The organism is Roseateles sp. SL47, from assembly GCF_026625885.1.
Lineage (GTDB): Bacteria > Pseudomonadota > Gammaproteobacteria > Burkholderiales > Burkholderiaceae_C > Roseateles.
On sequence record NZ_CP113068.1, the window covers coordinates 3298347 to 3323732 of the forward strand.

A 25386-nucleotide genomic window follows, 5' to 3' on the forward strand; every position below is an offset into this window, starting at 1 on the left:
GATGAGCTTGCCCCCCATTCATCGCGTGGTCACCGGCCATGATGACGCTGGACGTTCCAGGGTGTCCTCCCACGGGCCGCTACCCACGGTCCGCGAACTGGCGGCCATTCCAGGCACGGTGTTCCATGAGGTGTGGAGCACCGCAGCCAGCCCGGCACCGATCCACAACGGGCCGGACCCGACGCTTGGTCCGCTGGTGCTGCCGCCCCCCAAAAACGGCACCCGCATTCGATTTGTGGATATTCCTCCGGACACCGAGGATTTCCTGTCCAACGGCGCGGGCCGCATGAAGGACGCCTTTGGTGAGATCGGTGATACCCACGCTTCCACGGTCAATGCGGAGTCCCCGCATCCGTTGATGCACCGCACCGAGTCGGTGGATTACGGCGTGGTGATCGAAGGAGAAATGACACTGGTACTGGATGTGGGGGAAGTCTCGCTGAAGCCGGGCAGTGTGGTGGTGCAACGGGGCACCAACCATGCCTGGGCGAATCGTTCGGACCGGCCGTGTCGAATGCTGTTTGTGCTGGTGGACGGTGTGTTCTCCGCTGGCCTCAAGGAGAGCTGAATGCGCTTTGCCACATTGAAGAATGGGTTCAAGGATGGCCGCCTGGTGCTGGTGTCCCGGGATCTCACCACCTGTGTCAGTGCGGGCCCGATGGCACCGAGCCTGATCCATTTGATGGAACGATGGGACGAGCTGCTGCCGCAGCTTCGGCAACTGGATCAAAGGCTCCAGGCGGGCACCGCCGAGGGCATCCAGCCGCTGGTGCCGGAGCAGTGCGCCGCGCCGTTGCCGCGCAGCCCCCAGTGGTGCGACGCCTCGGCATTCCTCAATCACGGGCGATTGATGGAGCGGGCATTCAATACGCCGCCCATTCCTGATTTCGACACGATTCCGGTGATGTACCAAGGTGCCAGTGACGACTTCCTCGGGCCCTGCGACGATGTGCTTCTGCCCTCCGTTCAAGACGGCATTGATTTCGAGGGGGAATTTGGCGTGATCGTTGGCGAGGTGCCCATGGGGGCGTTGCCGCAGGCCTGCCTGGCGGCGGTGCGCCTCATTGTCCAGATCAACGACTGGAGTTTGCGGGCGCTGGGGCCGCGAGAGATGCGCAGCGGCTTTGGATTCCTCCAGGCCAAGCCCTCCACGAGCTTCGCTCCGGTGGCAGTGACACCCGACGAATTGGGGACGGCGTGGTGTGACGGTCGGGTTCACCTCGGTTTGCGGGTCACCTGGAACGGTGTCCATTTTGGACAAGCGCACGGGAGCGAGATGAACTTCGGGTTCGGCCAATTGATTGCCCATGCCGCTCGCACCCGGCGATTGACGGCAGGCACCATCATCGGCTCCGGCACGGTCTCCAACGAATCAAGTCAACGCGGCTCTGCCTGCATCGCCGAGCGCAGGGTGATTGAGATTCTCGAGACCGGTGCGGCCTCCACCGGCTTCATGCAGTTCGGGGACCACGTCAGCATGCAGGCGGTCTTTGATGACGGCACGGACGCGCCCTTTGGCCGGGTGAACCAATACGTTCGGCAGGCGCGGCCATGACCCGGGTGGCCATCACCGGAGCGAGCGGCTTCATCGGACAGACGCTGTGCCGGCAGTTGCTGGCGAATGGGCTGGACGGGCAACCGGTGGGCTCATTGGCCTTGTTTGACCTCGATGTGTCGGTGTGGGCGGAGGAGGGCGGGCGAGACTCCCGCCTTCATCTCTTCGGCGGCAGCCTTGCAGATCCGCAGGTGCTGGAGGACCTCGTCCGCTGGGGCCCGGACGTTGTGTTCCATCTGGCCAGCGTACCGGGCGGCGCGGCCGAGCGGAATCGGGCACTGGGGCGTTCCGTCAACCTGATGGCCACGCTCCAACTGATCGAGGCGCTCGGGCGGGATGTGGATCCAGTGCGTCTGGTCATGGCCAGTTCGATTGCGGTGTATGGCGACCACTTGCCGGCCCTCATTGAAGAGGCGAGTACGGTCCCGGCGCCGAAGTTGAGCTACGGCGCGCACAAACTGGCCTGTGAGACGGTGCTGGCTGATGAGACGCGGCGTGGGCGGATCGCCGGATGCGCGCTGCGTCTTCCCGGTGTGGTGGCCCGGCCCGGCCCGTCGTCGGGCTTGATGTCTGCTTTTATGAGCGACATCTTTTGGGCCCTGCGGGATGGACAGCCGATTCAGCTACCCGTGTCTGAAGCGGCCACGGCGTGGTGGATTTCCGGCCGGGCTTGCGCCAGGAATCTCCTGCATGCCGCCACCTTGCCTCCGCAGTGCCTGCTGGCACGCAGCGTTTATCAAATGCCTGCGCTGCACCTGTCGATGGGCGAGTTGGTGGCCGCATTGGGCCAGCGATTTGATCGAGATCCGATGCAATGGGTTCGCTACCGTCCCGACCCCCTGGTGCAGCAATTGTTTGGCAGCTATCCGCCGCTGCAGACGCCGCATGCAGACGCGGCGGGTTTTTGCAGCGATGGATCTCTGTTGGCACTGATCGACGCGGTCCTGCAAGGCTGAATGGTGGCATCGAAGCGCCTGCGGCCTGTGATCCCGCAACGACATGCACATGACATCGCGTCTTTGACCCCAAGGCTGCGTTGCACATCCTCGCGATGCCTCCAGTCATCACTGCGGTGTGCGCCTTGCCCAGGGCCCGGACGCCCTGCGTGTCTGTCGGCGGTGGCATCCTGTCACCGCCGACACTCGGAACAGCCGTCGCTGCCTATTTCGCATTGCCCTGAATGGACCACAGGAAGTCGAGCTGCAGGTAGCCCTTGAAGGCCGGGTCCGTCCGCGAGAGGTAGAAGTCCGTCAGGTACGGCAGGCTGGCTTTTGGATTGGTCGGCGAAAAGGTGGCAGCGCCGTGGCAGGTCATGCAGTTGCTCTGAATGCCGACGGTGGCCATGTAAAGCCGCTGGGTGCCCGGCGCCAGGATGCCGGGATTGACGGGAGGCTCACCAAAGGTTCTGGCGTTGAATCCCGACTCCAGGTATGGGTTGAAGGCCGTCACCGGATAACCCACGCTTTTGCCGCCGACCGCAGGCTGATTGGGCGTCACCATCTGGTAGCCGATCGACATGGCGTAGTGCGCTGCAGCACCCTTGAGCTGCGGCGGGCGGGCCTTGGCGATGGCGCTGCTGCTCGGCAGGGGCGGGTTGGCGGGGTTCGGCGTCCAGAAGTAGGTTTGCCAGGTCCACTCGTCAATCTCGCGCGAGGTGACGTGCATGGCCATGAGCAGCACCACATCGCCGACCTCCAGTGAACTGTTCCCCAGCAGCTTGTCGAAGCTGCTGATGTTGTCGGCCGTGACGGGAAAGCTCACGAAGTCACCCAGGCCGTAGGTGTTGGTCGGCGTGGGGCCGGTCTTGCAATCGGCGTCTATGGCGCTGGCCGTGGTGCTGCCGGTTTTCTTGACATCCACATAGACGCATCCCGGCCAATCCGGCTCAGGGAATCCCCGTTGGGTGATCTTGGGCGTGACGGTCTGGGGGGTGCCAGGCCAGGCGGGCATGGTGTAGATGCTGCCATTGAGCTTGGCTTTGGTGATGACCTTGTAGGTCGGCTTGGTGGTCACTGACCGGGCGGGAAAGCTGGGAATGGAGCGGATGTCGCCCGTGCCCGCGTTGTAGATCGCCTGCAGTGACTTCACCGAGAACAACTGGTTCTGTTGCGCCCAGGCTTGCGCGGCCGGGTCATAACCCACCGTGACAAAGATGCTGGCGTCCCGCTTTACCGCACTCGCCGGCTCCCTCGCGTTCGACGCCGCTTCCGGCGCCGTCGGGACCGAGGCGCTTCCATGCGAGAACTGTCGTGGCCGTTCGAGCTTGAACAAGCGCTTGGGTGGGGTTGCCGTGGTTTCGATGGCCGCCCCAGGTGTGATCGGCGGCAGATCCGCGATCTCGGCGGGGCTGAGCCAGGTGAGGTAGACCGGCACATTGGGCATGCCGAACTCGGACTGCCCGCTGGGCATCGTGAGCGATGTCCAGAGCCCCCAACCATGGAGGTTGATGGGGGCGGCCTGATCCTTGTTGATCCAGCCCATCAGGGTGTCCTTGGCCTCCGGGAACTTGTAGCCCTTGATGCCCGGATCCGGCAAGGGCACGGGGGTGGCCATGCTGACGCTGGAAAAAGCGAGTGCGGCGCACGCCAGTGTGCCGATGCGCACGCCGGCATGGAGCGCGGGGGTGAGTGTCATGGTGCTGCCCTTCCTGTGATGGATGAGGTTGAAGATGGACTTCAATGCGGGGAGGGCCCGATCCCGTGAGCACCTGCGTGCAATGCGTGTCTTCTGGTCAAGCGCCAGCGGGACCCGATGCATGTGCGACACAGATCCTCCCTTGGCGGGTGGCGGCTGCTCTCATGGCAGGATTCACCAACCCGGACAACACGGTACGCGGGCACCGTGCTGACGTCATCCGCAATGAAAATGATCTGGGGACGGGATTGCGGGTCCTGTGGCCGGCTCAAGGTTTCCAGCTCTGTCCAGGGACTTTGCGTTAGGCTCCAGGCGAGCATTCCCCAGGAGCGCCCGCATGAAACGAGTGACCGGCATCGGCGGCATCTTCTTCAACGCGAAGGACCCCGACGTCCTGCGCGCCTGGTATCAGCGCCATCTCGGCATCGATGTGCAGTCCTGGGGCGGCGCCTCGTTCCCATGGACGGATGAGCAGGGTCAGCCAGTGGCCGGTGCAAGCGCGTGGTCCATCGGCGCGGCCGATGGCGAAGGCTTTGGCCCCGCCCGTGCCCCGTTCATGATCAACTACCGCGTGCACGACCTGAAGGCGCTGCTGCAAGCGCTCCGGGCTGAAGGCTGCCAGGTGCTGAACGAGACCGATGAATCCGAATTCGGGAAGTTCGGATGGGTCATCGATCCTGAAGGCAACAAGGTGGAGCTTTGGGAGCCGCCAGAGGGGCGCTGAAGTGAGGCGATGCGCCCCGGAATGTTCACGCTCGCGGGATCTTTCCGACGGTTGAATGGGCGAGTCGTTGCGCCTTCATCGCAACCACCAGCGGCACCAACGTGGCCCCCACCGCATACGCAGCGACATCCATCCAATCGGCCGTGCTGCCCACGATGATGCGCAGCACCGGCTGGGTGATCTCCCAACCCATTTCTCCACGCACGTACTGGGACACCTCCACCAGGCACGCCACCGCGAGTGAAAGGCCTGCAATCCGTCGGGGAGGGGCACTGCGCACAGTGGCGATGAGGCAGTGCACCCAGGCCACCACAATGACGTCGCCCACATACCAACGCAGCCAGGCCATGTCCCGGCCTATCGTGGCAATGGCCACCTCGGCCAGGAAGATCAGCAGGGCCGCTGCAGCGTAGGCGGCGCTGAATCGCCAGGACGACCTGGCTGTTGTCGGCAAGCGGCGCTTGCGGGGAGGGGGGGAGTCAGCCGCAGACGCCGGCTCAAGGGCAGGAATGGTGTTGTTCATTCGGCGCAGCGTAGTCCCGCACGGTGAGCTCACTGTGAAGTCCCCAGGAGTGCCCGTGGGCTAAGGTTCTCACCAGGTCTTTCCCCGCTTACATCCCTGCCGACTGCTGTAGCCGGGGCCGCCGCCAGGCCTCGCTGCGCCCACCACGGCACGCCGGTCCAGCCCCATCCCGCCTGCCTCGCAGCGCTGATTCACCCCGTTTCAAACAAACACGCCTCTCATATGAAAGCGCTTTCACAATTTCTCATTCTTGTCTAGGATGGCAGCCGCTGGAGAATGCCGCAGCCGGACGCGTGTCGCAGAACGCTCGCCGGCTGCCCCGATCGGTGCCCTCCCGCCCATCAACACCTCTTGGAGACATCAATGGGACATCAGAACCGCTTTGAAGTGCCGGGGATGCTGCGCACGGTCGCCTTCGGCCTGCTGGTTGCCGCCAGCGCCCAGGCCTCGGCCAGCGTCACCAATCCGACCATCGGCCGCCTGCTGTGGTCGGAAGAGTTCAATGGCAGTGCCTTGAACACCGGCGTGTGGAGAACCTACGACGGCAACGGCTGCCAGATCAACCTCTGCGGCTACGGCAATGCGGAGCTGGAGTACTACAGCCCCAACAACCTCTCCATTGCAGACGTTCCGTTTGAGCCCGGCACCCGGGCGCTGGCCATTCGTGCGCAGCGGCAGACGGTGGGGAGCAACCAGTTCACCTCCGGCAAGGTGGACACCTACGGCAAGGTGCAGATCCAGTACGGGATGGTTGAGATCCGGATGGCCTCGCCGTCCGTCACCACCGGCCTGTGGCCGGCCGCATGGATGCTGGGCACCAGCCCGCAGACCTGGCCGCGCAATGGCGAGATCGACATCATGGAGCAGGGCCATCGCGCCTCGGCGTGGTCCGCCGCCGGTGCGTCGTCCCCCGACTATTACGTCGGCGCCAACGTCATCACCTGGAGTCAGGCGGCCTGCGTCCCCGGCAATGAGTCATGCGCCGCGTCCACCGCCTGGCAGACCAAAAACTGGTACAAGCCGCAGGCCACGCTGGCCAACCGCTTTGTCAAATACCGCCTCTACTGGACCGACAGCCAGATGCGCTTCACCGTCATCGACAACGACGGTGAACATGACATGTACAACGCGCCGCTGCCGGTGAACTCCACATCACTGCAAGCCCCGTTCTATCTGCTGCTGAACCTGGCCGTGGGGGGCAATTTCACCGATGCTGCCACGCCTTCGCAGGTCACCGCAGCACTGCCTGCCACGATGTATGTGGACTACATCCGCGTCTACGAGCTGGACGGCAAGGGCGAGGTGAAGCTGGGCAGCCAGGTGGTGCCGGAGGTCGGCAAGTTCGGTGTGTTCACCGACACCACCACGGTGAACAACAAGCTGGTGGCCGGCACTTCGTCCGACATCTTCCTGTGGAACAGCGCCTCCTCCGGCGCCGGCAACATCGCGCCGTTTGAGGGCAGCAACGTGATGGCCTGGAGCTACAACGCGCCGGGCCAGTGGTTTGGCGGCAGCGTCCAGTCTCGCCAGATTCGGGACCTCACCAACTTCCGCAATGGCACGGTGAAGTTCCGTATCAAGATCCCGGCGGATGTGTCCTTCAACATCGGCATTGGCGACACCTACACCAACCAGTCGTGGGTGAACTTCCCGCCCAACACCACCACCTACGGTCTGGTGCGCAATGGGGATTGGGCCACGGCCACCATCCCGGTGTCCACGCTGATCGGCACGAAGGTGGCGCTGCAATCCATCGCGGACATCTTCATGATCTCCAGCGACGCCAACCGCTTTCCCACGTCCACCTTCCAGTTCGCCATCGATGATGTGGTGTGGGATTCCGGCACCACCTCGCAGGACCCGCCCACCCAACCCACGCCGGCCGGCATCTCACAGCCCACGTCCACCTCGGTCAAGTTCTCCGAACCCACCGGTACCTGGGCCGACGTTCACTACACCGTCAACGGCGGTGGCCAGTTGAATGTGCGGATGCAGAAGGAGGGGAGTGGGAATGCCTACACGGTGAGTGGCTTGAAGACCGGCGACGTGGTGCGCTACAGCTTCACCTACTGGGACCCTAGCCGCAATGCCGCCTATGACACGGCCCTGCAGAGCTATACGCTGAAGTGAGCCAGCACACCGGCGGTGCCGCCTGTCGCTGACCCAAACACAAACGCCCGGCATGCCGGGCGTTTGACTTGGAATGTGCCGTTGAGAAGACCGAGCGGGTCAGGCTTCCTGGCCGAGGTTGAAGGCCTCCACCGTGGCGGACTGCTCCAGCGCGGCTTGCCGCAAGCCGACGGCCGCAGCCGCTGATTGCTCCACCAGAGCCGCATTCTGCTGGGTGACGGTGTCCAGCTCCGAGACGGACCGGCTCACCTTGTCGATGCCGCCGGCCTGATCCGATGCCGAGGCGGAGATCTCGCCGATGATGCTGGCGACATGCCGCACGCTCGACAGGATGTCCTGCATGGCTTGGCCGGCCTCGCGTACGCGGCGGTCGCCTTCGGCCACCTTCTCGCTGGAGACGGAGATCAGCTGTTTGATTTCACGCGCGGCCTGCGCGCTGCGTTGTGCCAGTGAGCGGACTTCGCCCGCCACCACCGCAAACCCACGCCCTTGTTCGCCGGCACGTGCGGCTTCCACTGCCGCATTCAGCGCCAGGATGTTGGTCTGGAACGCGATGCCGTCGATGACGCCGATGATCTCCTCGATCCGACCCGACGCCTGGGTGATGCCGTTCATGTTGGACACCACCCCGGTGACGATCGACTCGCCGCGCTGCGCAGACTCGCTCGCCTGGCGGGCCAGGTCGGTGGCCTGCTGAGCGCTCGCAGCGGTCTGACGCACCGTCGTGGACATTTCTGTCATCGAATGCGCGGTCTGTTCCAGGTTGGCGGACATCCGCTCGGTGCGATCACTCAGATCCTGGCTGCCTGCCGCGATCTCGGCCGACGCCTGTGCCACCGACTCGGCCGCAGTACGAATGCCGCGAACGGTGCCGCGCAGTTTCACCGCCATGCGCAACAGGGCCGCCTGCAAGGACTTGCCGTCATTCGCTTGACGCGTGTTGATGCTCAGATCCCCGGCCGCAATGCTGTCGGCGATGCGCCGCAGCGCGTCCGGCTCGTCGCCCAGGTCTCGCCAGACCGAGCTCACGATCATGTGCGCGCCCAGCCCCAGGCAGGCCAGGATGACCACGCCCAGGCCAATCACGACCATCTGGCCGCGTCGCACCCCCGCTGCGGCTTCGGCTTGCGCCTGCTCAACGGCGGCCTGGGCCACCTTGCGCAGCTCGGCGATTTGACCGTCCCACAACCCCTTGTTCTGGGTCATGCGCTGCATGCTGTCGCCTGCCTCGCCTTTACCCGCCATGGCATTGGCTGCCTGCAGGGCTGCCGGAAGGTAATTGGCCAGGACCTGCTTGAGCTTGGCCACTCGGTCCGATTCAAAGGGGAGGCGGGTGAGCTCAGCCAGTTCCTTCTCCGCCCGTGTGGCTTGTGCTTGGGCCTCTTTCAGCTTGTCGGCATCGCCTTCGGTCGCCGCCGCCTGCACAGCCGCGCGGAAGTCTTCAACCGCCTGGGACAGACGGTTGATCGACTCCTTGGCGGGGTAGGCGGTGTTTTGAAGGCCTTCAAGTGCGGCAGAGGTGCGAGCCCCCACCGCATAGGTGATGGCGATGCCAATCAGGAACACCACCGCCGCAAGGACAGGCAGCATCCAGATGCGTTGCCTTAGTTTCATTCTTCACCCCTTCAGGTTTGTCAGCGACCCAGCGATTGTTCAGGGAAGGGTCAGCAGGACTTTGACGCTGGCGTCTGCGGCGCTTTTGTCGATGTAGCCCACGGCCTTGGGGTTGTTGGCGACTTCCTTCTTGACCGCTGCAGCGTCTGCCGCCTCCTTGGGCGGCTGTGCCTTGCCGGAGAAGGCCAGGCGGGCCCAGGTGGCCTTGATCTGTGCGGCATCCTTGCCGGTGGCCTTCTCATAGAAGCTGGCTCGGATCGGCGAGGCTTCCGGAAGGTCGATCGGCTGCGCAGCCTGGCTCTTGCCGAGGTAGATTTCAGCCACTTGCTCCTTGGTGAGCGGAGCAGCGTTGGGATGTCCCACAACCACAATCTCTGCAAAGGCCGCTTGGCTAGCCAGCAGGAGGGAAGCGAGAGTCAGAGTGATATGACGGCTCATGTTGCTTGCCTCGTGATCAATAGACAAAATCCACAGCCACGCTGAGGGTGGTCACGTTCTTGGCGATGTTGGGCGCCGAGCTCAAAGCCGAGCCGCCTGAGCCGCCCGAGGTCACAAAGCTGGCGCCGCCGGTGCCCTTGGTGTCGATGCGTTCAAGCTGGAACTTCAGAGCGGCCGACTTGAAGGCGTCCCAACGGGCCCCCAGGGCAAGGGTGTTTTGCGGGTTCACCACACTGCTCTTGGCCGCCTTTCGTTCACCGTAAGAGGCGTAGGGCACCCATTTGCCCATGCGATAACCGGCTTGCAAATACCAGGCATTGGCGGCAATCAGGGTGGCTGCGGCGCTGGAGCGGCGCTGGACATATTCCCCCTGCAGCAAGACGTTCGAGCGGTCTACCGTGAAACCGTAGCCATTGAAGGTGTAGACCTCATGCACGCCCGGGCCGAGCACGGCTTGGACCTGTGGGTCGGCTTTGGTCTGACCTACGCGAAGGGTGTACCAGTCACCATCCCAGACCACGTTGAGGTTGCGGATCTTCTTGACGTCGAACACACCCAAGGTGGATTTGCCGTAGGATGCACCGGCGGTGAGCGTGCCACCGCCCACATGCCAGGCGTAGCTGAGATCGCCGCCTGTCATGCTGTTGTTGAGCAGGTCCAGGCCATAAACCTCATTGGAGGGGCGCAGCGCCGTGTTGGCATACCCGATGCGGCGGGAATCCGACACCAGGAAGTTGGAGACTAGCAACTTGCCTGCGCGGGCACTCAGGTTCTCCACCGGAGTGACCTTGACATAAGCCCAATCGAAGCGCGTGGTCAATTCGTCGGAGTCGCGCTCGGCAGTGAGCGATTGCACCGTGGCGGAGAGCCAGTCGTTCGCCTTGGCGGTCAGTTGCAGGCCCAGGTTGGAGTCCACCAGCAGACTTGGGGTCTTGGTGGCGCCCTTGGCCTGTCGTTCACGGACATAGTCCGCTACATCGGTACTGGAGCGCACCGCCCCCAGCGTGCCGAAGGCACTGAAGGTGAGGTACTGCCCGATGGCAGTTTCCGCCAGGGCGGGTTGCGCCAGGGCGGCGACGGCAGCGGCGGCGATCAAAGGCCGAAGAGTCATGCGCTTCATACAGTTCCTAACTTCAGGTTGTCGGGGATTCGGTGACTGAAGGTTACGGAACAGTTTCAAAACCGCTGTCAGACGATTACCTACATGAAATCAGGGATGCGAAATCCGCACGTACGACGTTGTGTCGATGTTGCAGGCGGGGCACGTTAAACGTTGCACCTCGCTGGGGAGTGAAATCCTGCACGCCCCCCATTCCGAAACTCGCGGTAATCGCGCGCGGGTAGGACATCTGCCAGAGAGCGCTCTGGGTCCATCCTTGCGCAGGTGTCCACCCAGGTGCGTTGATGCCGAGCGGAGCTGCATCCCGCCTGTGTGCTGGACACGAAAAAGCCCGCCGGTGGCGGGCTTTGCATCGCAGCAAGAAGCTCCCCCTCAGAAGCTTGTGCGATTGGCGGAAGTGGTGTGCAAAAAAGCGGTGAAAACCGCTCAGGCTGTCGCCGCTGGCTGTGCCGCCATGACGGATTCGGCCAGCAGGCCCACATCCACCAGGTCGGACTCCAACGGGCGAATGTTCTGAGCCATCTGGCCCTTCGGACCATGTACCAGCTCGTAACTCACCTTGCCGCCCTGCTTGAGCGTGCGGAAACCTTCCATCTGGATGGCTGAGAAGTGCGCAAAAACATCGCCCCCGCCTTGATCCGGCTCAATGAAGCCAAACCCTTTGGCATCGTTGAACCACTTTACCGTGCCTGTAGCCATTTTTTTCTCTCCGTCCCGGTGTCTTGTCGCACCCGAGCGGATTCTCAAATCCGCGTCAAGGCAGTGTCAATTCAGGAACTCCCCGGGGTCGGCACCGCTGAAGATGCCAAACTAGGGCTTTTCCCGAGGATCCGATCTTCCGACGGCTCATCTGAAACCTGCCCCGAAGCTGATCAATTTCTCGATTGCTTGAAACCCGGGAACCCGTCCACATGTAGGGAAGTCCCGCTGTTTATAGAATCGGCTCATGCCTTTGTTTGCCCACAACTCCACGCCAGCGGGACCGCCGGGCACGCCACCGGGCCATGAAGAGGACGGCGGCGCGTCTACGACGCTGGAGCGTGTTGCTCAGAAGACGGAGCCTCCGCGCCTGTATCAGGTGCTGATGCTCAACGATGACTTCACGCCGATGGAATTCGTAGTGATGGTCTTGCAGGAGTATTTCCGCCACGATCTGGACACGGCCACCCAGATCATGTTGAAGATCCATCACGAAGGTCGTGGCGTCTGCGGTGTTTTCACCAAGGATGTCGCGGCCACCAAGGTCGAAATGGTCCTGGCCGCCGCCCGGCGAGCCGGTCATCCCCTGCAGTGCATTATGGAGGCCGCATGATTGCGCAAGAGCTTGAAGTCAGCCTGCACATGGCGTTTGTTGAAGCGCGCCAGCAGCGCCACGAGTTCATTACCGTGGAGCACCTGCTGATGGCGTTGCTCGACAACCCGTCCGCGGCCGAAGTGCTGCGCGCCTGCGCAGCCAATATTGAAGACCTGCGCAAGTCCCTGGCGCAGTTCATCAAGGAAAACACGCCCACGGTGGGCGGCACCGATGAGGTGGATACCCAGCCCACGCTGGGTTTCCAGCGCGTGATCCAACGCGCCATCATGCATGTGCAATCCACCGGCAACGGCAAGAAGGAAGTCACCGGCGCCAATGTCCTGGTGGCCATCTTCGGTGAGAAGGACTCCCACGCGGTCTACTACCTGCACCAGCAAGGGGTCACTCGCCTGGATGTCGTCAACTACATCGCCCATGGCATCAAGAAGAGCGAGCCGCCCGAGCCCCCCAAGGGCCCGGAAGGGTCCGGCAGCGAATCCGAGCGCGAAGAGGGCGACGCCCAGAGCGGCGGGGGCAAGGGTTCGCCCCTGGAGCAGTTCACCCAGAACCTCAACCAGCAGGCCCGCGACGGCAAGATCGACCCGCTGATCGGTCGTGAGCTGGAAGTGGAACGTGTGGTGCAGGTGCTGTGCCGCCGCCGCAAGAACAACCCGCTGCTGGTGGGTGAAGCCGGCGTGGGCAAGACCGCCATCGCCGAAGGCCTGGCCTGGCGCATCACCGAAGGCCAGGTGCCGGACGTGCTGGCCGAAGCCGTGGTCTATTCGCTGGACATGGGCGCCCTGCTGGCGGGCACCAAGTACCGGGGTGACTTCGAGCAACGCCTCAAGGCAGTGATCAAACAGCTCAAGGACCAGCCGGGCGCCATTCTGTTCATCGACGAGATCCACACCCTGATCGGTGCCGGTGCGGCTTCCGGCGGCACCCTGGACGCCAGCAACCTGCTGAAGCCGGCGCTGTCGTCCGGCCAGCTCAAGTGCATCGGCGCCACCACCTTCAGCGAATATCGCGGCATCTTCGAAAAGGACGCGGCCCTGTCGCGTCGTTTCCAGAAGATCGACGTGGTGGAGCCGTCGGTGGAGCAGACGGTGGAGATCCTCAAGGGTCTGAAGTCCCGCTTTGAAGAGCACCACAGCGTGAAGTACGCGCTGGGCGCCCTGCAGGCGGCGGCGGAACTGTCGGCGAAGTACATCAACGACCGTCATCTGCCGGACAAGGCCATCGACGTCATTGACGAGGCCGGTGCCGCCCAGCGTGTGCTGCCCAAGAGCAAGCAGAAGAAGACGATCACCCGCGCTGAAGTGGAAGACATCGTGGCCAAGATTGCCCGTATTCCGCCGGCCTCGGTGTCGTCGGATGACCGTGGCAAGCTCAAGAGCCTGGACCGCGATCTCAAGAGCGTGGTGTTCGGTCAGGACCCATCCATCGACGCCCTGGCGGCCGCCATCAAGATGGCCCGCTCGGGCCTGGGCAAGCCGGACAAGCCGATCGGCTCCTTCCTCTTCACCGGCCCGACCGGTGTGGGCAAGACCGAGGTGGCCAAGCAGCTGGCCTATATCCTGGGCATCGAGCTGATCCGTTTTGACATGTCCGAGTACATGGAACGCCATGCGGTGAGCCGTCTGATCGGCGCGCCTCCGGGCTACGTGGGCTTTGACCAGGGCGGTCTGCTGACCGAGGCGGTCACCAAGAAGCCGCATGCGGTGCTGCTGCTCGACGAAATCGAGAAGGCGCATCCGGATGTCTTCAACGTGCTGCTGCAGGTGATGGACCACGGCACGCTGACCGACAACAACGGCCGCAAGGCCGACTTCCGCAACGTGATCATCATCATGACCACCAATGCGGGAGCGGAAGCGCTGCAGAAGGCCACCATCGGCTTCACGACCAAGCGCGAGCAGGGCGACGAAATGGGCGACATCAAGCGCCTGTTCACGCCGGAGTTCCGCAACCGCCTGGATGCCATCGTGCACTTCCGCTCCCTGGACGAAGACATCATCCTGCGGGTGGTGGACAAGTTTCTGCTGCAACTGGAAAGCCAGCTGCAGGAGAAGAAGGTGGAAGTCACCTTCAGCGATGCGCTGCGCAAACATCTGGCGTCCAAGGGCTTCGATCCGCAGATGGGCGCGCGGCCGATGCAGCGCCTCATCCAGGACACGATCCGTCGTGCACTGGCCGACGAGCTGCTGTTTGGCAAGCTGGTCGACGGTGGACGCCTGAGCGTGGACGTGGACGACAAGGGCGAGGTCCAACTGGACATCACCCCGCTGAAGAAGGACAACAAGCCGAAGGCGGAACCGGCCACGGCCGATTGATGACCTGCGGGCTCTTGCTGCCCGCCCCCACGGCAAAGGCCCGCTTCGGCGGGCCTTTGTTCTGGTTGAGCCGTGGAGCGCCAGGCCTGCGGGAAGGTGCCCGTCTACTCCGCCGGGTCCTGCCTGAAAAACGCTGCCAGCACGCGGTAGAGCTGCGGCTGCTCATGGCGCAGTTCGACCGGCGCCACAAAAAACGCCTCCACCGCCACGGCAAAGAATTCTTCCGGCGCTTCGGCGCCGTAAGGGTCAATGACGGTGGTGTGCCCGGCATCCACCTGTTCACAGAACCATTGCCACTCCGCCTCCAGCGTGGCCGCCCAGCGGGCCCGGGCTTGCGGGGAGTCCAACGCAGGTGCGCCGTTGGCCCAGCCGTCCCGCATGTCGATCACATGCGCAAACTCGTGGATCACGACGTTATAGGCCGGATCGAACCCTTCCAGCCGGTCCAGGGCTTCCGGCGCCACCTCGCTCCAGGCCAGCATCAGCGGCCCGCCTTCCATGGCTTCACCGGCCAGCGTTTCGTCGTAGGCGTGGACCACGCCGTCTTCATCCATGACCTCGCGCGGCGCCACCACTTCGCCTTCATGCATGACGATGCCAACAAAGCCGTCATACCAGGCCAGCCCTAGTTTCAGCACCGGCAGGCAGGCTTGCGCCGCCACGGCGACGGCCACTTCGTCCGTGACCTGGAATCCGTTGGCGCCGTGGAACTCCTTGGAGGCGAGGAAGAGGGATGAGAGGCGGCGCAGTTCCGTCAGGTCCTGCGTCGACCGGCGCCCCAGAAACGGATAACGCGCCAGCGTCAGCGCCCAGAGTGCGTCAGGAATGGCATGTTGCGCCAGCAGGCGTTGCTCACGGTGCTGGTGCCAGCGCTGCAGCAGGGTGCTCCACATACGCGCGCAGGCCTCAATGGCGATGGCGGTCCCGCACGGCCTCGGTGCGCATCGGCGCGTCGCGACGCAGCCCCGTGGCGTCCAGGATCAGCACGTCTCCGCGCTGGCCATGGTCGAAATCCCAGTCGGAGAGCACCACGCGTCGCAACCCGTTGCCCAGGTCATGCTCGCCAGGTCGATGGGTGTGGCCGTGGATGAGGCTGTCGCAGCCCGCAGCCTTCAGCCAGTCGCGGCAGGCCTGGGCTTGCACATCGGCCCACAACGACGGGTCCATCTGGTGGGCTTTGCTGCGCTCACGCAGATGGCGGGCCAGTGCGCGACGTGCTGCCAGCGGCAGTGCCAGCAGCAGCGCTTTGACCAGCGGCCGGCGCACGATCGAACGCGCCCGCTGATACCCTACGTCATCGATGCAGAGCAGGTCGCCATGGCTCAGCAGCCAACGGCGGCCGAAGGCCTCCAGCCGTGTCGGGTCGTCCAGCAATTGCAGGCCGGCGTCATACGCCATGGCCGGGCCCAGCAGGAAGTCCCGGTTGCCGTGCATGAAAAACAGCCGGGTGCGGCGGGATGCATCCCGCAACAGGCTCATGCACTGCTGCTCAAAACTGTCGGGCAGCCAGCGGACGTCGTCACCAATCCAGGCTTCGAAGATATCGCCCAGCAGGAAGACCGCGTCCGCCGGGGTGGCCGCGAGATGCTCACGCAGCCGCTCCACCGTACGCGGCAGGGCGGGCGAGAGGTGCAGATCGGACAGCACATCCACCCGCCGCCAGCCCGGGTCGGCGCGCAGGGTCGCCAGAGGACCAGGCAGCGGGAAGGATGCAGCGTTCACTCGAGCACGATCGCTTTCTCGATGACCACGGCGTCCACCGGCACGTCATCATGGAAACCGGAGCGGCTGGTCTTGACCTTCTCGATCTTGTCCACCACCTCGGTGCCGCCGATGACCTTGCCGAAGACCGCATAGCCCCAGCCCGACGGGCTTTCGCTCTTGAAGTTCAGGAACTCGTTGTCCACCGTGTTGATGAAGAACTGAGCGCTGGCCGAATGCGGTGCATTGGTGCGGGCCATGGCCAGCGTGTACTTGTTGTTCTTCAGGCCGTTGTTGGCTTCGTTCTGGATGGGGGCATCGGTGGGCTTTTGCTTCATGCCGGCTTCAAAACCGCCGCCCTGGACCATGAAGCCCTTGATGACGCGGTGGAAGATGGTGCCGTCATAGTGGCCCTTGTTGACGTAGGCGATGAAGTTCGCGACGGAGGCCGGGGCCTTGTCGTCATCCAGTTCAATCGTGATCACGCCGTGATTGGTTTGCAGTTCGACTTTCTTGCTCATGACTTGTTCTCCACGGTGGCTTGTTTGATGAGGATAGGGGTGGTGGGCAGGTTCTGGAACAGGGCGTTGCGCGGGGCCGTGGGGGTGGCGCGGATCTTGTCCACCACCTCCATGCCCTCGATCACATAGCCAAACACGGCATAACCGCGACCGTCCGGGGCATACCCTGGGTCCAGGCCCGGGTTGTCCACCACATTGATGAAGAACTGCGACGTTGCCGAGTTCGGATCGTTGGTGCGGGCCATGGCCACGCTACCGCGGATGTTGAGCAGGCCGTTACCGGCCTCCAGAGGGATCGGTGCCTTGGTGGGCTTCTGCTGCAGCTGCGGCGTATAGCCGCCGGTTTGCACCATGAATCCATCAATCACGCGGTGGAAGATGACGCCGTTGTAATGGCCTGACTTCACATAGTTGATGAAGTTGGCCACGCTCTTGGGCGCTTTTTCCGGCTCCAGCTGGATGCGAATGTCGCCCAGCGTGGTGGTGAGCTTCACGACCTGCGCCTGGGCCAGTGACGCCGCCAGGCTCAGCGCGGTGGCGCCCAGCGCCATCAGCAGTTTGGTGGTCCTCATGATCGATGCTTGTTGCGGAAGGTGGAAGGGCGCCGCGCCGTCTGGTGGGAGCCAGGCGCGGCCGGAGGACACCTGCGCGGCCGTGAACTTCCAGACCGGGGCAGGCGGACAGATCAGGACGACGGGCGTTTGCCGTTGTTGAGGTCGGACACCCGCTGCAGCTTCAGCCGCAAAGCGGAATCATCCCCCAGCGGCTGCTTGAGCGCGCGCTCGTAGGCCTGCTGGGCCAGACGCAGCAGCACATCGCCCAAATTTTCCTGGGCTTGGGCATGGTCCGGCTGCAGCTCGAGTGCTCGCATCAGCTGCTGCCGGGCGGGTTCATATTCCCCGCGCGCCGCATGGATCACGGCCAGATTGTTGTAGGGGTCCGCCAGATCGGGGTAATCCTCGGTCAGGGCGGTGAAGATGACGCGGGCGCGCTCCAATTGGCGCTGTTCCAGCAGCATCGTTCCAAGGACGAAGCGCAGGCGGGGGTCGTCCGGGCTGCTTTTAAGCGCGTCCTCGGCGGCCTTGATGGCCTGGTCACGCTTGCCGGAGGCCCACAGGGCCTGGGCGCCTTCCAGCGCTGCGGCATGCACGGCGGTGGAGGTGAGCACGGCCAGGGCGATGCAGCAGCTGTGGAGCAGGACGTGGAACTTGGGCATGGGCGGATGGGGGGTGGTCAAGGCCGTGGCACGGGGTTGGAGCGGGACCTTCGAGGGTCTGCCCGAAGCTCCCGAACCAGCGGGCCGCTATACTGCCGGTCATTCTAGAGCGAGCGGCCATCTCTCGCCCGACCAATGCCCTTGCCGTGCCCTACCGTCGCACTTGACCGTCATCCCTGACGTTGGCTGCGGCTCCAGCATCACGCATTTCCGCCTGGCGCGGCGAACGCACCAGTGGCCCCATTCATGTCCTCCTTGCGCATCTTCAATACGCTGACTCGTCAGCCAGAACCGTTTCAACCGATCGACCCGGGCCACGTCCGCATGTATGTGTGCGGCATCACCGTCTATGACCTGTGCCACATGGGCCATGCGCGGATGAACATTGCGTTCGACGTGGTCTATCGGTGGCTCAAGGCCAGCGGCTACAACCCCACCTACGTCAGAAATATCACCGACATCGATGACAAGATCATCCGTCGCGCGCTGGAGCGGGGCATCACCATCCGCCAGCTGACCGACGACATGATCGCCGCCATGCACCGGGACTTCGACGCCATCGGCATTGCCAAGCCCACGCATGAACCGCGGGCGACGGACTATGTCCCGCAGATGTTGGACATCATCGGCCGCCTGGAGCGCAACGGCCTGGCCTATCAGGCCGAGGGCGGGGATGTGAACTATGCGGTCCGCAAGTTCCCGGGTTATGGCAAGTTGAGCGGCAAGTCGCTGGATCAGTTGCGTGCCGGTGAGCGCGTGGCCGTGGACGGCGGCAAGCAGGACCCGCTGGACTTTGTGCTGTGGAAGTCCGCCAAGGCCGAAGAGCCGTTGGAAGCCAAGTGGGCCAGCCCGTGGGGTGAAGGCCGTCCGGGCTGGCACATCGAGTGCTCGGCCATGAGCTGCGCGCTGCTGGGGGAGCGGTTCGACATCCACGGTGGTGGCATGGACCTGCAATTCCCCCACCACGAAAACGAAATTGCCCAGAGCGAAGGCGCCTTCGGCCATCCCTTCGTGAACGTGTGGATGCACAACGGCTTCCTCAATGTCGACAACGAGAAGATGTCCAAGAGCCTGGGCAACTTCTTCACCATTGCCGACGTGCTGAAGAAGTTTGATGGGGAAGCCATCCGCTTCTTCATGCTGCGCACCCACTACCGCAGCCCGTTCAATTTCAGTGACGCCAGCCTGGACGACGCACGGACGGCGCTGCGTCGGCTGTACACCGCCCTGGAGGCGGTGCCGGCGGACGACGTGAGCATCGACTGGACCTGCGGCCCGGCTGCCGAGTTCAAGCGGGCCATGGACGACGACTTCAACACCCCGGGGGCGCTGGCCGTGCTGTTTGAGCTGGCCAACCAGGTCAATCGCAGCCGCTCCGGCGCCGATGCTGGCCTGCTGAAGGCGCTGGGCGGTGTGCTGGGCGTGCTGCAACAGGCGCCCAAGGCCTACCTGCAGGCGGGGGAGGGGCTGGATGAGGGCTTCATTGAAGCCCAGATTGCCGCCCGCGCCGCTGCCAAGGCGGCTCGCAACTTTGCGGAGGCGGACCGCATTCGCATTTCGCTTGCCGAACAAGGTATTGAATTGAAGGATTCCGCAGCCGGCACGACCTGGGTCCGTACTGGCGCAAAGGCTGGGGTGAAGGCCTGATGGGGCGTGTGGCGACCGCCGGGGTGACCCCGGACTATTGGGACGAAGCCTGCCGTCATCTGGTCAAACGCGACCGGGTGATGAAGAAGCTCATCCCGCAATTTGGCGAAGCCCGGCTGCAGAGCCGGGGGGATGCGTTCACGACGCTGGCCCGCTCCATCGTGGGGCAGCAGATTTCGGTCAAGGCCGCGCAATCGGTCTGGGACAAGTTCGCCGGGCTGATGAGTGGCCCGTCCAACCGGATCAAACCGGTGGAGGTGCTGGCCCTGGACAAGGACCAGCTCAAGGCGGTGGGCCTGTCCGCCCGCAAGGTGGAATACCTCAGCGACCTCGCCCAGCATTTTGAATCGGGGCAGGTTCATCCGCGCCAATGGGCGCAGATGGACGACGAAGCCATCATTGACGAGCTGGTCGCCATCCGCGGCATTGCCCGTTGGACGGCTGAAATGTTCCTCATCTTCCATTTGATGCGGCCGAACGTGCTGCCCCTGGACGACCTGGGGCTGCTCAAGGGGATCAGCCAGCACTACTTCAGCGACGAGCCGGTGTCCCGGGCCGAGGCGCGGGAGCTGGGCGAAGGGTGGGCCCCCTATCGGTCTGTGGCCACATGGTACATTTGGCGTAGCCTGGATCCGCTTCCGGTGGATTACTGATATGAGCAAACGACACTTTCTCGAGTTCGAGCAACCCATTGCCGAGCTAGAAACCAAGATTGACGAACTCCGCTACGTGCAGAGTGAGTCGGCGGTGGACATCTCCGAAGAGATCGACCGCCTGAGCAAAAAGAGCCACCAGCTCACCAAGGACATCTACGCCAACGTGCTACCGTGGCAGGTGTACCAGGTGGCCCGGCATCCGCAGCGCCCCCAGACGCTGGACTACTGCCGCGACGTCTTCACCGAGTTCCAGGAACTGCACGGTGACCGGCATTTTGCGGATGACGCCGCCATCGTGGGTGGTTTGGCCCGCTTCAACGGCCAACCCTGCATGATCATCGGCCATCAGCGCGGTGCGGACGCCAAGGAGCGCACGCTGCGCAACTTCGGCATGCCACGCCCCGAGGGCTATCGCAAGGCACTGCGCCTGCTGAAGCTGGCTGAGAAATTCGGCCTGCCCGTGTTCACCTTCATCGACACCATGGGGGCCTACCCCGGTATTGGTGCGGAAGAACGGGGCCAGTCGGAAGCCATCGGCCGGAACATCTTCGAGATGGCCCAGCTGGAAGTGCCCATCATTGCCACCGTCATCGGTGAAGGCGGCTCCGGCGGCGCCCTGGCCATCGGCGTGGCCGATCAGGTGCTGATGCTGCAGTTCTCCGCTTATTCGGTGATCTCGCCCGAAGGCTGCGCGTCCATCCTCTGGAAGACCGCTGCGCGTGCCCCCGAGGCCGCCGAGGCCCTGGGCATCACCGCGCACCGCCTGAAGGCGATGGGCCTGGTGGACAAGATCGTCAGCGAGCCGGTCGGTGGTGCTCACCGCGACCCCAAGCAGATGGCGTCCAGCCTGAAGCGCGCTCTGGGCGACGCCCTGCGCCAGGTGTCCGACCTCAAGACCAAGGACCTGCTGGAGCGCCGTTACGAGCGCCTGCAGGCCTATGGCCGCTTCAGCGACACCAAGAGTCACTGATTGACGCTGGCCGGCGGTTCCGCCGGCCTCTCCATGCTCCCCCACGCATCGCCATCCCCCTCGGCCCATCGGCCCTCCGGGGTGGCGGTGGCCTGCAGCGGGGGGCGTGATTCCACCGCTTTGCTGCATGCCACCGTCTGCGCGTCCCGATCCTTGGGCCTGCAGGTGGTGGCGTTGCATGTCCATCACGGCTTGAATCCGCAGGCCGATGGCTGGCTGGCGCATCTGCAGGCCCAGGTGGCGCAGTGGGCCGCTGAGGGCTTGCCGGTGCGCCTGATGTGGGAGCGGCTGGACGGCCGCCCTGGTCCGGGTGAAAGCATTGAGGCCTGGGCGCGCGCCGGCCGCCATCAGGCACTGCAGCGGATGGCTCGCAGGGCGGGCACCGACTTGCTGCTGCTGGCCCATCATCGGCGCGACCAGGCGGAAACCTTTCTGCTGCAGGCGCTGCGTGGTGCCGGAGCGGCCGGGCTCGCGGCCATGCCGCAGCAGCAATGGCGCGACGGCGTGTGCTGGGCGCGGCCGTGGCTGGATCAGCCGCGTGAGGCGGTGGAGGCGTATGTGCGGCAGCATGGCTTGTCGCACATTGAGGACAGCAGCAACACCGACCTGCGATTTGCTCGTAATCGGCTGCGGCATGCCCTGTGGCCGGTGCTGACCGAGGCGGCGCCGGGGGCGGAAGCTGCGTTGGCGCAGTCAGCGGCATGGGCACAGCAGGCCTTGGCGTTGCAGCAGGAGATCGCGGCGCAGGATCTGGCGGTGTGGGCGCCAGCGCTGCCGCCTGCTCGTGCGTTGCGGACTGCGGCGTGGACTGCGCTCAGCCCGGCGAGGCTCTCGAATCTGCTTCGGGCCTGGTTGCGCCTCTGCGGTGAACAGGCGGCGCCGGCCAGCCTGATCGAGCGCCTGATGAATGAGGTACCGGCTGCTGACGTCGGGCGTTGGCTCTGGGGGCGGCTGGAGGTTCGGCTGTATCGTGGAGAACTGTCGGTGGCGCGAGCAAGAAGGGCCCCCGACAGGCCCTTGGCGGGGTTCATGTTGACCGCCGCCGACATCGCGTCGTCGTCCGACCAGGGGCTTGTGACCGACGTGACCCCTGTGACCGACATGGCCGACACGACCGGCCCGACCGGCCCGACCGACGCCCCTGTCTTGACCCTCGATCTCTCTCGGCCCGGCCGCCATCCCGTCCCGCAATGGCGGGGCGCCATCGAGGTGCTCCCGGCCGAAGCGATGTTGGAAGGCGTCAGTCGTGGTGTATCGGCTTCCCGGCTCATCAAGGTCGAGTTGCGTCCACGCGAAGGCGGCATCCAGTTTCAGGCCCATGCAAGGGGTATTCCGCGAAGCCTCAAGAAGTGCTGGCAGACGGCTGGAATCCCGGCGCCACAGAGGGAAGGGCCGCTGTTATGGGGCGATGGCGCGCTGCTGTTTGTGCCTGGCCTGGGCCTGGACGCGAGGGTGCTGGAGACGGCGGCGCAGGGCCTGCTGGCCCTGCGATGGCACCCGGATGCATGCTGATGCTGCATGGCTTGCTGAACTGGCCCCTATAGAATCGGTGGCTCCGGCCGCGGTGCCTGCTTGGGTGTAAGTCGCGGCCTTCCCCTGCGTCTGAAGACACTCCCATGGCATTGATCGTTCACAAGTACGGCGGCACCTCGATGGGGAGCCCCGAACGTATCCGCAATGTGGCCAAGCGCGTCGCCAAATGGGCCCGTGCCGGCCATCAGATGGTGGTGGTGCCCTCGGCCATGAGCGGCGAAACCAACCGCCTGCTGGGCCTGGCCAAGGAACTCTCGCCCGCCAGCAGCACACCGGCGCTGATGCGTGAGCTGGACATGATTGCCTCCACCGGCGAGCAGGTGTCCGTGGGCCTGCTGGCCATTGCGCTGCAGGCGGAAGGCATGGACGCGGTCAGCTACACCGGCTGGCAGGTGCCCGTGGCCACCGACAGCTCCTACACCAAGGCCCGCATCGAAAGCATCGACGACACCCGCGTGCGTGCCGATCTGGCCGCTGGCAAGGTGGTGGTCATCACCGGCTTCCAGGGTGTGGACGAAGCCAACAACATCACCACGCTGGGCCGCGGTGGCTCGGACACATCGGCCGTGGCCATTGCCGCTGCGATGAAGGCGGACGAATGCCTCATCTACACCGATGTGGACGGCGTCTACACCACCGACCCGCGCATCGTTCCCGAAGCACGTCGCCTGCACACCATCAGCTTTGAAGAGATGCTGGAGATGGCGTCGCTGGGCTCCAAGGTGTTGCAGATCCGTTCGGTGGAATTCGCCGGCAAATACCGGGTGCCGCTGCGCGTGCTGTCCAGCTTCACGCCCTGGGACATCGACATCAACGAGGAAGCCAAGTCCGGCACCTTGATCACCTTTGAAGAGGACGAAAAAATGGAACAAGCGGTCGTCTCGGGCATTGCCTTCAACCGTGACGAAGCCAAGGTCACCCTGCTGGGCGTGCCCGACAAGCCGGGCATCGCGTTCCAGATCCTGGGCCCGGTGGCGGATGCCAAGATCGATGTGGATGTGATCATCCAGAACGTGTCGCAGGACGGCAAGACCGACTTCTCCTTCACCGTCCATCGCAACGACTACCAGCGTGCCATCGAGCTGCTGGAAAAGACGGTCGGCCCGGCGGTGCAGGCGGCCAAGGTGATTGGCGATACCCGCATCTGCAAGGTGTCCATTGTTGGTATCGGCATGCGCTCGCATGTGGGCATTGCATCGAAGATGTTCCGCTCGCTGTCGGAGGAGGGCATCAACATCCAGATGATCACCACCAGCGAAATCAAGACCTCAGTCGTCATCGACGAGAAGTACATGGAGCTGGCCGTCCGCGCGCTGCATCGCGCCTTTGATCTGGATCAGGAACTGCCGGTCTGAGACTGTGCAAAACGCTTGGCGTCAGGCTCGGGATCCAGCCCGGCTTGAATGTCGGCATGAAGGGGGCTGACATGCTTGGGCGGATTGCGATTTCTCAGAGAGATTCTTGGGAATCTTCTCTGGAGCGCCAAAAACCCGTGCTATAGTTTCAGCTTCTTCGGATGGAGACGTGACCGAGTGGCCGAAGGTGCTCCCCTGCTAAGGGAGTATGTGGGCAAAACCTGCATCGAGGGTTCGAATCCCTCCGTCTCCGCCAACTGAATGTGAGGCCCCCGCAGCGCAAGTTGCGGGGGCTTTCTCACTTCTGGGGGCGGGAGTGGGCAGGGCTGGGCTGGGTCGGTCTGCATATGTCGCAATCGCAACGCGTGCATTGCGCTGGATGTGCTGTTTGTCACAGGCCGTTTTGCAGTCTGAATCGTGACCGGTTTGCTGTTGCTGCTAGATACGGTCCGGTCCCTGCAAACCCCCTGTTCATGGGTGAAGTACTCTACATTCACAGCGCATGCACACTCCGAATTCGTCTGAACTGCCCGATCTGTCCATGGCCCGGTTGCTGATCCAGCAACACCCTCTGGCCACGTTGATGCTGCAGGACCCCACGCATGGGCTCAGCGCAGTGCCAGTCCCCATGATCTGGGGCGCGGAGAAGAACAAGCCGGACCAATGGTGGGTAGAAGGGCATATGGCCCGTTCGAACCAGAACACCGATGCGTTGGTCAGCGGCAAGGCGGGCCAGGTGCTGGTGCAGTTCAGTGGTCCCGGCGCGTATGTGTCGCCCCGGCATTACGACGTCTCCAAGTCCGTGCCCACCTGGAACTACGTGACGGTGCAAATCCATGGCCGGGTGCAGATCATCGACAACCCGCTGGAGAAGGACACCCTGCTCAAGCGCCTGATTGCCACCCAGGAGCCTGCCTACGCGCGGGACTGGAGTGGCCTGCCGGCCGACCGGGATGGCAAGTTGCTGGGTAGCATCATCGGTTTTCGCATTCCCGTGGAGCGCTGCGTGCTGAAGGTCAAGCTCAGCCAGAACCGCAGCGAGGGGGAGCGCAGCCGCATCCTGGCGCATCAGCGCAAGGGCAGCTATGAAGAGCAGGTGCTGGCGCGCTGGATGACGCTGCTGGCGCAGCGGTAGAGCGGGTCGAAGACCTGCAAAGGGCGCGCAGGCGCTAGAAATGCCTTCACCGAGCCCGTCAGGTCGAGGCTGGCGAAGTCTTCGTCTTTGAACGAGCACTTTTCAAACTGCAGCGGTTCGCCGTGACGCCCATCCAGAAGCGCTTGAAGTGTTTCGCAGTCCAGCGCAATGCCAGACACCGTCGCTGCATCGCTCACGTCATCTATCCTTTTTCTTCAACGCGTTGATTTCGTTGCGTTCGCAGTGACGTGCCCCGGAGCGCCAAAGAGCTGGATCTTTGCCCCTTG

Annotated in this window: 25 protein-coding genes and 1 tRNA gene; 14 read left to right on the forward strand and 12 right to left on the reverse strand. The window is 63.9% G+C overall.

The window, feature by feature from the left end:
• The first annotated feature begins 1 nt into the window (after position 1).
• The 3 genes from OU995_RS14540 to OU995_RS14550 are packed head-to-tail and all read left to right on the forward strand — an operon-like array spanning position 2 to position 2511.
• Positions 2-568, forward strand: a complete 567-nt coding sequence (locus OU995_RS14540) for a cupin domain-containing protein (RefSeq protein WP_267830750.1) — start codon at positions 2-4, stop codon at positions 566-568.
• Complete coding sequence (locus OU995_RS14545; protein WP_267830751.1) at positions 569-1555, forward strand: fumarylacetoacetate hydrolase family protein; 987 nt, start codon at positions 569-571, stop codon at positions 1553-1555.
• The gene (locus tag OU995_RS14550; RefSeq protein ID WP_267830752.1) at positions 1552-2511 is read left to right on the forward strand and encodes an NAD-dependent epimerase/dehydratase family protein; all 960 of its coding nucleotides are present in this window, start codon (positions 1552-1554) and stop codon (positions 2509-2511) included. Before OU995_RS14545 ends, OU995_RS14550 begins: the two co-directional genes overlap by 4 nt.
• Before the next feature lie 205 nt (positions 2512-2716).
• Here OU995_RS14550 and OU995_RS14555 read toward each other — a convergent pair whose 3' ends face one another.
• Positions 2717-4189, reverse strand: a complete 1473-nt coding sequence (locus tag OU995_RS14555) for a hypothetical protein (RefSeq protein WP_267830753.1) — start codon at positions 4187-4189, stop codon at positions 2717-2719.
• Positions 4190-4526: 337 nt separating this feature from the next.
• Here OU995_RS14555 and OU995_RS14560 point away from each other — a divergent pair, with 337 nt between their 5' ends.
• Positions 4527-4913 carry a VOC family protein gene (locus tag OU995_RS14560; RefSeq protein ID WP_267830754.1) on the forward strand — a complete coding sequence of 129 codons (387 nt, stop codon included), beginning with the start codon at positions 4527-4529 and terminating at the stop codon, positions 4911-4913.
• A 25-nt stretch (positions 4914-4938) separates the two neighbouring features.
• Here OU995_RS14560 and OU995_RS14565 read toward each other — a convergent pair whose 3' ends face one another.
• Positions 4939-5436: a DUF2809 domain-containing protein gene (locus OU995_RS14565; RefSeq protein WP_267830755.1), complete on the reverse strand. Its 498-nt coding sequence runs from the start codon at positions 5434-5436 to the stop codon at positions 4939-4941.
• Between the two features lie 363 nt (positions 5437-5799).
• On the opposite strand from OU995_RS14565, the gene OU995_RS14570 reads away from it, so the two are divergent.
• Positions 5800-7566: a glycoside hydrolase family 16 protein gene (locus tag OU995_RS14570; protein ID WP_267830756.1), complete on the forward strand. Its 1767-nt coding sequence runs from the start codon at positions 5800-5802 to the stop codon at positions 7564-7566.
• 99 nt (positions 7567-7665) lie between these two features.
• Here the strand turns inward: OU995_RS14570 and OU995_RS14575 are convergent, their stop codons facing one another.
• From OU995_RS14575 to OU995_RS14590, 4 genes are all read right to left on the reverse strand, one after another.
• Positions 7666-9180, reverse strand: coding sequence for a methyl-accepting chemotaxis protein (locus OU995_RS14575; RefSeq protein ID WP_267830757.1), 1515 nt, complete (start codon positions 9178-9180; stop codon positions 7666-7668).
• Positions 9181-9219: 39 nt separating this feature from the next.
• Positions 9220-9543, reverse strand: coding sequence for a hypothetical protein (locus tag OU995_RS14580; RefSeq protein WP_324288542.1), 324 nt, complete (start codon positions 9541-9543; stop codon positions 9220-9222).
• Positions 9544-9634: 91 nt separating this feature from the next.
• Positions 9635-10738: a porin gene (locus tag OU995_RS14585; protein ID WP_267830759.1), complete on the reverse strand. Its 1104-nt coding sequence runs from the start codon at positions 10736-10738 to the stop codon at positions 9635-9637.
• Positions 10739-11164: 426 nt separating this feature from the next.
• On the reverse strand, positions 11165-11437 hold the full coding sequence (locus OU995_RS14590; protein WP_267830760.1) for a cold-shock protein: 273 nt from the start codon (positions 11435-11437) through the stop codon (positions 11165-11167).
• 247 nt (positions 11438-11684) lie between these two features.
• On the opposite strand from OU995_RS14590, the gene clpS reads away from it, so the two are divergent.
• Both clpS and clpA read left to right on the forward strand, forming a co-directional pair.
• Entirely contained in the window at positions 11685-12050 is a 366-nt protein-coding gene (gene clpS / locus OU995_RS14595) for an ATP-dependent Clp protease adapter ClpS (protein ID WP_267830761.1), read from the forward strand.
• Positions 12047-14365 carry an ATP-dependent Clp protease ATP-binding subunit ClpA gene (gene clpA / locus OU995_RS14600; RefSeq protein WP_267830762.1) on the forward strand — a complete coding sequence of 773 codons (2319 nt, stop codon included), beginning with the start codon at positions 12047-12049 and terminating at the stop codon, positions 14363-14365. Before clpS ends, clpA begins: the two co-directional genes overlap by 4 nt.
• 104 nt (positions 14366-14469) lie before the next feature.
• On the opposite strand, the gene OU995_RS14605 is transcribed toward clpA, so the two are convergent.
• From OU995_RS14605 to OU995_RS14625, 5 genes are all read right to left on the reverse strand, one after another.
• Positions 14470-15258, reverse strand: coding sequence for a zinc-dependent peptidase (locus OU995_RS14605; protein WP_267830763.1), 789 nt, complete (start codon positions 15256-15258; stop codon positions 14470-14472).
• A gap of 13 nt (positions 15259-15271) precedes the next feature.
• Positions 15272-16087 (reverse strand): UDP-2,3-diacylglucosamine diphosphatase, encoded by an 816-nt coding sequence (locus OU995_RS14610; RefSeq protein ID WP_267830764.1) that lies wholly within the window; start codon positions 16085-16087, stop codon positions 15272-15274.
• Positions 16084-16587, reverse strand: a complete 504-nt coding sequence (locus tag OU995_RS14615; protein ID WP_267830765.1) for a peptidylprolyl isomerase — start codon at positions 16585-16587, stop codon at positions 16084-16086. The genes OU995_RS14610 and OU995_RS14615 overlap by 4 nt, the downstream gene beginning before the upstream one ends.
• Complete coding sequence (locus OU995_RS14620) at positions 16584-17159, reverse strand: peptidylprolyl isomerase (protein ID WP_267830766.1); 576 nt, start codon at positions 17157-17159, stop codon at positions 16584-16586. Before OU995_RS14620 ends, OU995_RS14615 begins: the two co-directional genes overlap by 4 nt.
• A gap of 113 nt (positions 17160-17272) precedes the next feature.
• Positions 17273-17803 (reverse strand): tetratricopeptide repeat protein, encoded by a 531-nt coding sequence (locus OU995_RS14625; RefSeq protein ID WP_267830767.1) that lies wholly within the window; start codon positions 17801-17803, stop codon positions 17273-17275.
• A gap of 246 nt (positions 17804-18049) precedes the next feature.
• Here OU995_RS14625 and cysS point away from each other — a divergent pair, with 246 nt between their 5' ends.
• The 7 genes from cysS to OU995_RS14660 all read left to right on the forward strand — a co-directional run bounded on the left by cysS (position 18050) and on the right by OU995_RS14660 (position 25099).
• Entirely contained in the window at positions 18050-19450 is a 1401-nt protein-coding gene (gene cysS, locus OU995_RS14630; protein ID WP_267830768.1) for a cysteine--tRNA ligase, read from the forward strand.
• Complete coding sequence (locus tag OU995_RS14635; protein WP_267830769.1) at positions 19450-20103, forward strand: DNA-3-methyladenine glycosylase family protein; 654 nt, start codon at positions 19450-19452, stop codon at positions 20101-20103. The genes cysS and OU995_RS14635 overlap by 1 nt, the downstream gene beginning before the upstream one ends.
• Before the next feature lies 1 nt (position 20104).
• Positions 20105-21076: an acetyl-CoA carboxylase carboxyltransferase subunit alpha gene (locus OU995_RS14640; protein ID WP_267830770.1), complete on the forward strand. Its 972-nt coding sequence runs from the start codon at positions 20105-20107 to the stop codon at positions 21074-21076.
• Complete coding sequence (gene tilS, locus OU995_RS14645; RefSeq protein ID WP_267830771.1) at positions 21077-22588, forward strand: tRNA lysidine(34) synthetase TilS; 1512 nt, start codon at positions 21077-21079, stop codon at positions 22586-22588.
• Between the two features lie 104 nt (positions 22589-22692).
• Entirely contained in the window at positions 22693-23964 is a 1272-nt protein-coding gene (locus OU995_RS14650; RefSeq protein WP_267830772.1) for an aspartate kinase, read from the forward strand.
• Between the two features lie 163 nt (positions 23965-24127).
• A tRNA-Ser gene (locus tag OU995_RS14655) sits at positions 24128-24220 on the forward strand.
• A 246-nt stretch (positions 24221-24466) separates the two neighbouring features.
• Positions 24467-25099 carry an FMN-binding negative transcriptional regulator gene (locus OU995_RS14660; protein WP_267830773.1) on the forward strand — a complete coding sequence of 211 codons (633 nt, stop codon included), beginning with the start codon at positions 24467-24469 and terminating at the stop codon, positions 25097-25099.
• Here OU995_RS14660 and OU995_RS14665 read toward each other — a convergent pair.
• A complete protein-coding gene (locus tag OU995_RS14665; RefSeq protein ID WP_267830774.1) occupies positions 25048-25296 on the reverse strand; it encodes a hypothetical protein in 249 nt (82 codons plus the stop codon). The two genes, OU995_RS14660 and OU995_RS14665, sit on opposite strands and share 52 nt — an antisense overlap.
• Between the last annotated feature and the right edge of the window lie 90 nt (positions 25297-25386).